Origin of the sequence: Kitasatospora sp. NPDC057542 (assembly GCF_042801945.1) — a bacterium.
Classification (GTDB): Bacteria; Actinomycetota; Actinomycetes; order Streptomycetales; family Streptomycetaceae; genus Kitasatospora.
In genome coordinates this window covers 1-5,101 of the sequence record NZ_JBHVFE010000570.1, presented here as the reverse complement: position 1 = coordinate 5,101, position 5,101 = coordinate 1, and the positions used below count along the sequence as shown (strand labels likewise).

Below are 5,101 nucleotides of genomic sequence, written 5' to 3'. Positions count from 1 at the left end.
GGGCACAGCCGTCGTCTCGGTGGGGCTCAGCCGTTGCCGGCTCGGTGGTTTCAGTCGTTGCCGTTCTCCGAGGACGGCAGCTGGGCCTGGATCTGGCTCATCACCGTGCTGTCGGCCAGGGTGGTGGTGTCGCCGACCTCGCGGCCCTCGGCGATGTCGCGCAGCAGGCGGCGCATGATCTTGCCGGAGCGGGTCTTCGGCAGCTCGCCGACCACCTTGATCTGCTTCGGCTTGGCGATCGGGCCGAGCGTACGGCCGACGTGCGCCCGCAGCTCCTCGACCAGCTCGGGGCTCTCGGTGATGCCGCCGCGCAGGATCACGAAGGCGACGATGGCCTGGCCGGTGGTGGCGTCGGTCGCGCCCACCACGGCGGACTCGGCCACGGACGGGTGGCCGACCAGGGCCGACTCGACCTCGGTGGTGGAGATGTTGTGGCCCGAGACGAGCATGACGTCGTCCACCCGGCCGAGCAGCCAGATGTCCCCGTCCTCGTCCTTCTTGGCGCCGTCACCGGCGAAGTAGCGGCCCTCGAAGCGCGACCAGTAGGTGTCGACGTAACGCTGGTCGTCGCCCCAGATGGTGCGGAGCATGGACGGCCACGGCTCGGTGAGCACCAGGTAGCCGCCGGAGCCGTTCGGCACCTCGACGGCGTTGTCGTCCACCACGGTGGCCGCGATGCCCGGCAGGGCGCGCTGGGCCGAGCCCGGCTTGGTCTCGGTGACGCCCGGCAGCGGGCTGATCATGATGGCGCCGGTCTCGGTCTGCCACCAGGTGTCCACGATCGGGGCCTTGCCGGCGCCGATGTGCTCGCGGTACCAGATCCAGGCCTCGGGGTTGATCGGCTCGCCGACGCTGCCCAGCACCCGCAGCGAGGACAGGTCGAACTTCGCGGGGATGTCGTCGCCCCACTTCATGAAGGTGCGGATCGCGGTCGGCGCGGTGTAGAGGATGGTCACGCCGTACTTCTGGACGATCTCCCAGAACCGGCCCTGGTGCGGGGTGTCCGGGGTGCCTTCGTAGATGACCTGGGTGGCGCCGTTGGAGAGCGGGCCGTAGACGATGTACGAGTGGCCGGTGACCCAGCCGATGTCGGCGGTGCACCAGTAGACGTCGGTCTCCGGCTTGAGGTCGAAGACCGCGTGGTGGGTGTAGCTGACCTGGGTGAGGTAGCCGCCCGAGGTGTGCAGGATGCCCTTGGGCTTACCGGTGGTGCCCGAGGTGTAGAGGATGAACAGCGGGTGCTCGGCGTCGTGCGCCTCGGGGGTGTGCTCGGTGGACTGGCGCGCGGTGATCTCGTGCCACCAGACGTCGCGGCCCTCGGTCCACGGGATGTCCTGCCCGGTGCGGCGGACCACCAGGACGTGCTCGACGCCGTCGGCCTTGGTGAGCGCCTCGTCGATGGCCGGCTTGAGGGCGGAGGGCTTGCCGCGGCGGTAGCCGCCGTCGGCGGTGATAACGAGCTTGGCCTGGGCGTCCTGGATGCGGGAGGCGACGGCGTCGGAGGAGAAGCCGCCGAAGACCACCGAGTGGGTGGCGCCGATCCGGGCGCAGGCGAGCATCGCGACGACCGCCTCGGCGATCATCGGCAGGTAGACGGCGACCCGGTCGCCCTTGCGGACACCGAGCTCCAGCAGCGCGTTGGCGGCCTGCGAGACCTCGTCCTTGAGCTGGGCGTAGGTGATCGAGCGGCCGTCGCCGGGCTCGCCCTCGAAGTGGATGGCGACCCGGTCGCCCAGGCCGTTCTCCACGTGGCGGTCGACGCAGTTGTACGCGACATTGAGCTTGCCGTCGGCGAACCACTTGGCGAAGGGAGGGTTGGACCAGTCGAGGGTCTCGGTCGGCTCGACGGCCCAGGTGAGGCGACGGGCCTGCTCGGCCCAGAAGCCCAGACGGTCCTCGGAGGCCTGCGCGTACGCGGCCGCGGTGACGTTGGCGGCTGCGGCGAGCTCTGCCGGCGGGGCGAAGCGCCGCTCCTCCTTGAGCAGGTTGGCCAGGCTCTCGTTGCTCAACGCGCACTCCTCATCGAGTCATGATCGGGGGCGATCCCGTGCGTGGGGATTGTCCCGTGTGTCCCAGCGCACAGCTCACCAGGCGAACGGGGCAGTTGACAAGAGGCTCCTGGGAATTGGTGTAGACCTTTGACCGGCAGTCGTCCTGCCTCGCGCACGCTCCGCCGCGGAGGACCGCAAGACCGTGCGAAGGTCGGTGGGCCCGTGCCCCGGCCCGACCGGCGGGGACACGGGCCCGGCTCTCAGGCGGCCAGCCCGGGGCCCTCCTCGCCGCCCTCGACCGGAACGCGATCATCCACATTCACCCGTTCGGCCGATGCTGTGTTCGGTCGGACATCGGGGCCGGTTCCGATGGGACCCTCGGCGTGGCGTGCGGTTCCGGTCGTGGGCTTCCCGGTGCGGGCCTCGACCGGGCTGAACGTTCCGGCGGCCCGGTCCAGGACGTAGGCCTGGGCCGTCGCGAAGTCGAAGTACATCCCGACCAGCCGCAGGGTGCCCTCCTCGACCCGGCGTTCCACCGCCGGGTTCGCCATCAACTGGTCCAGCTGCTGGACCACGTTGGTGATACAGAGCTGCTCCACGACGTCCACCGCGGGCCGGGCGGCGAACTCCGCCGGGACCCGCCGGAGCCGGTCCAGCGAGCCGCGGCCGTTGCGCAGCCAGCGGGCCAGCGGGGTCGGCGGCCCGGGATGCTCGTGCACGCCGTCGAGCAGGGCCTTCATCGCGCCGCAGCCGGAGTGGCCGCAGACCGTGATCGAGCGCACCTCCAGCACCTCGACCGCGTACTGCACCGCGGCGGCCACCGAGTCGTCCGCCGCTCCGGGTTCGTGCGGGGCCGGCACCAGGTTGCCCACGTTGCGCACGGTGAACAGGTCGCCCGGACCGCTGTTGGTGATCATGCTGGTGACCATCCGGGAGTCCGCGCAGGTCAGGAAGAGCTGGGAGGGCGTCTGTCCCTCCCGTGCCAGCCGGGCGAGCTCCGGCCGGATCAGCGGGGCGGTGTGCAGCTGGAACACCCGGACGCCGTCCAGCAGCCGGTCGTGCGGGTCCTCCTGCTGCTCGATGCAGTGGTGGCCGACCCAGGGCGTCCATGCCCGGCAGCGGTGCGGGCCCGGTGAACTGCCCGCGCGCACGGTGCCGTCCGGGTCGAGCACCTCGTCGTCCTGTCGTCGCGTCACCATCGAGACCCGGCCACCCGCGTTCTGGTGCCCTGCCCGCCAGGTGTGCAGCGTCTCGTACGCGGCGTGGTCCAGGAAGGAACCGTCGTGGATCACGGTGACCTCGGCCCCGGCCGGGATGCCGGCCAGTGCCCGGCTGAGCCGGGGCACGGTGGTGAAGGTGAGCGGGCCGTGCGTCTGGACGGTGACCGTGCCGTCGGGGCCGGTCCCGACATCCACGTGGGCGCGGGTCAGCCGGTAGAGGGCGAGCAGTACGGCGGTGCCGGAGCCGATCGCGACGCCCCACAGCACGCCGCCGGCCACCACGCCGAGCACGGTGACCAGGTAGACGGGGAACTCGCGGTGCCGGTGCACCTTGCGGATGTGCGCGAAGCTCACCATCTGCAGTCCGACCACCAGCACCAGGGCGGCGAGCGCGGCCAGCGGGATCCGGCGCAGCCCGCCGGTCAGCGCCAGTGCGGCGGTCAGCACCCAGACGCCGTGCAGCACCGAGGCCCACCTGGTCCGGCCGCCGGCCCGCACGTTGGCGGTGCTGCGGACCGCGCCCCCGGCGACCGGCAGCCCGCCGACCAGGCCGCTCACCAGGTTGGCGAGGCCCTGGCCGCGCAGTTCGCGGTCGAGGTCGCCGGTGCGGCGGGACATCCGGTCGATCGCGACGGCGGACAGCAGCGACTCCACGCTGGCGACGGCGGTGACGGTGAGGACGGCGGCGAGCAGCCCGAGGGCCGGGCCGTGCGGCAGCGCGGGCAGGAGCGCCTGCGGCCGCCAGGCGGGCAGTTCGATGTGGGCGAGCCGCAGGTCCAGGGCGAACGCGAGGGCGGTGGCCAGCGCGACACCGGCCAGCGGGCCGGGCACCTTGGCCAGCCGGGCGCCGAACTCACCCGCGCGGCCCGGCAGTCGGCCGAGCCGGGGCCAGCCGACCAGGACGGCCACGGTCACCGCGCCGGCCAGCAGCGCGGGTGGGTGCGGGCCGGCCAACTGCCCCGGCAGGGCGAGGACGTCGGCGATCGCGGAGCTCTGCGGCGAGCTGCCGAGGACGACGTGCAGCTGCGCGATGGCGATGGTGATTCCGACTCCGGCCAGCATGCCGTGCACGATCGCGGGCGAGACGGCGAGTGCGGTGCGGGCCACCCGGCGTGCGCCGAGCAGGAGTTGGAGCAGGCCGGCGGCGACGGTGATGGCGCAGGTGGCCTGCCAGCCGTACTGGGCGATCAGTCCGGCGGTGACCATCGTCAGCGCCGCCGAGGGGCCGCTGACCTGGAGAGGTGTACCGCCGAACAGCCCGACCACGATCCCGCCCACGGCCGCGGCGGCCAGACCGGCGGTGAGTGGGGCGCCGGTGGCGAGAGCGATGCCGAGGGAGAACGGCACGGCGATCAGGGAGACCACGAGGGACGCGGAGAGGTCGTGCGCCCACCGGGCCCGGGGGCCCGGGCCCGGCGGCGCGTGGTCGGTGGCGTCGGAGGCGGTGGGGGCGCTGGAGATGTCGAGGGTCATGGTCTTCCCGTCTGTCCGGGGGAACGAACGCAGTCAGGTCCGGCGGTGAATCCGGGGTGGGGCTCCGGGGCGGATCGGCTGTCGTGGGTCGCGACGGTGTGGCGGGATGGCGTGGGCGCGGCGGGGGAGTGCGGGTGTCACCGGCCGGCGTTGACCATCAGGCCCGCCAGGGCTCCGGGCGAGGTGCGGGACGTCTCACCGGGGGCCGCCGAGCGAACCATCAAGACTCGGTAAACCGAGAGTAATGAAAGCTTTGCACAGCGTGGTTCCGGGAGGGAAGCGGAAAACTCCCTGATTCACCCCATTGGGTGGTGGTCGAACCGTCTGGAATCTGCTGGTCGCAGCGGCCGAGGCGGGGCTGACGGCCGGGGGTCGGAACGCCGAACGGGCCGCGGCCTCCCCGGGGTGGGGGAGGCC

At 72.5% G+C, this 5,101-nt stretch carries 2 protein-coding genes; both read right to left on the bottom strand.

Annotation, left to right across the window (positions count from 1 at the left end):
- Positions 1-50: 50 nt before the first annotated feature.
- Entirely contained in the window at positions 51-2,009 is a 1,959-nt protein-coding gene (acs, locus tag ACFU7Y_RS39765) for an acetate--CoA ligase (RefSeq protein WP_224280151.1), read from the bottom strand.
- Positions 2,010-2,251: 242 nt separating this feature from the next.
- Positions 2,252-4,684 (bottom strand): SulP family inorganic anion transporter, encoded by a 2,433-nt coding sequence (locus ACFU7Y_RS39760; RefSeq protein WP_380771284.1) that lies wholly within the window; start codon positions 4,682-4,684, stop codon positions 2,252-2,254.
- Between the last annotated feature and the right edge of the window lie 417 nt (positions 4,685-5,101).

Bases quoted from the DNA above. Each gene is read 5' to 3' on its own strand.
- ACFU7Y_RS39760 (WP_380771284.1), bottom strand. From the start codon at position 4,684: ATGACCCTCGACATCTCCAGCGCCCCCACCGCCTCCGACGCCACCGAC.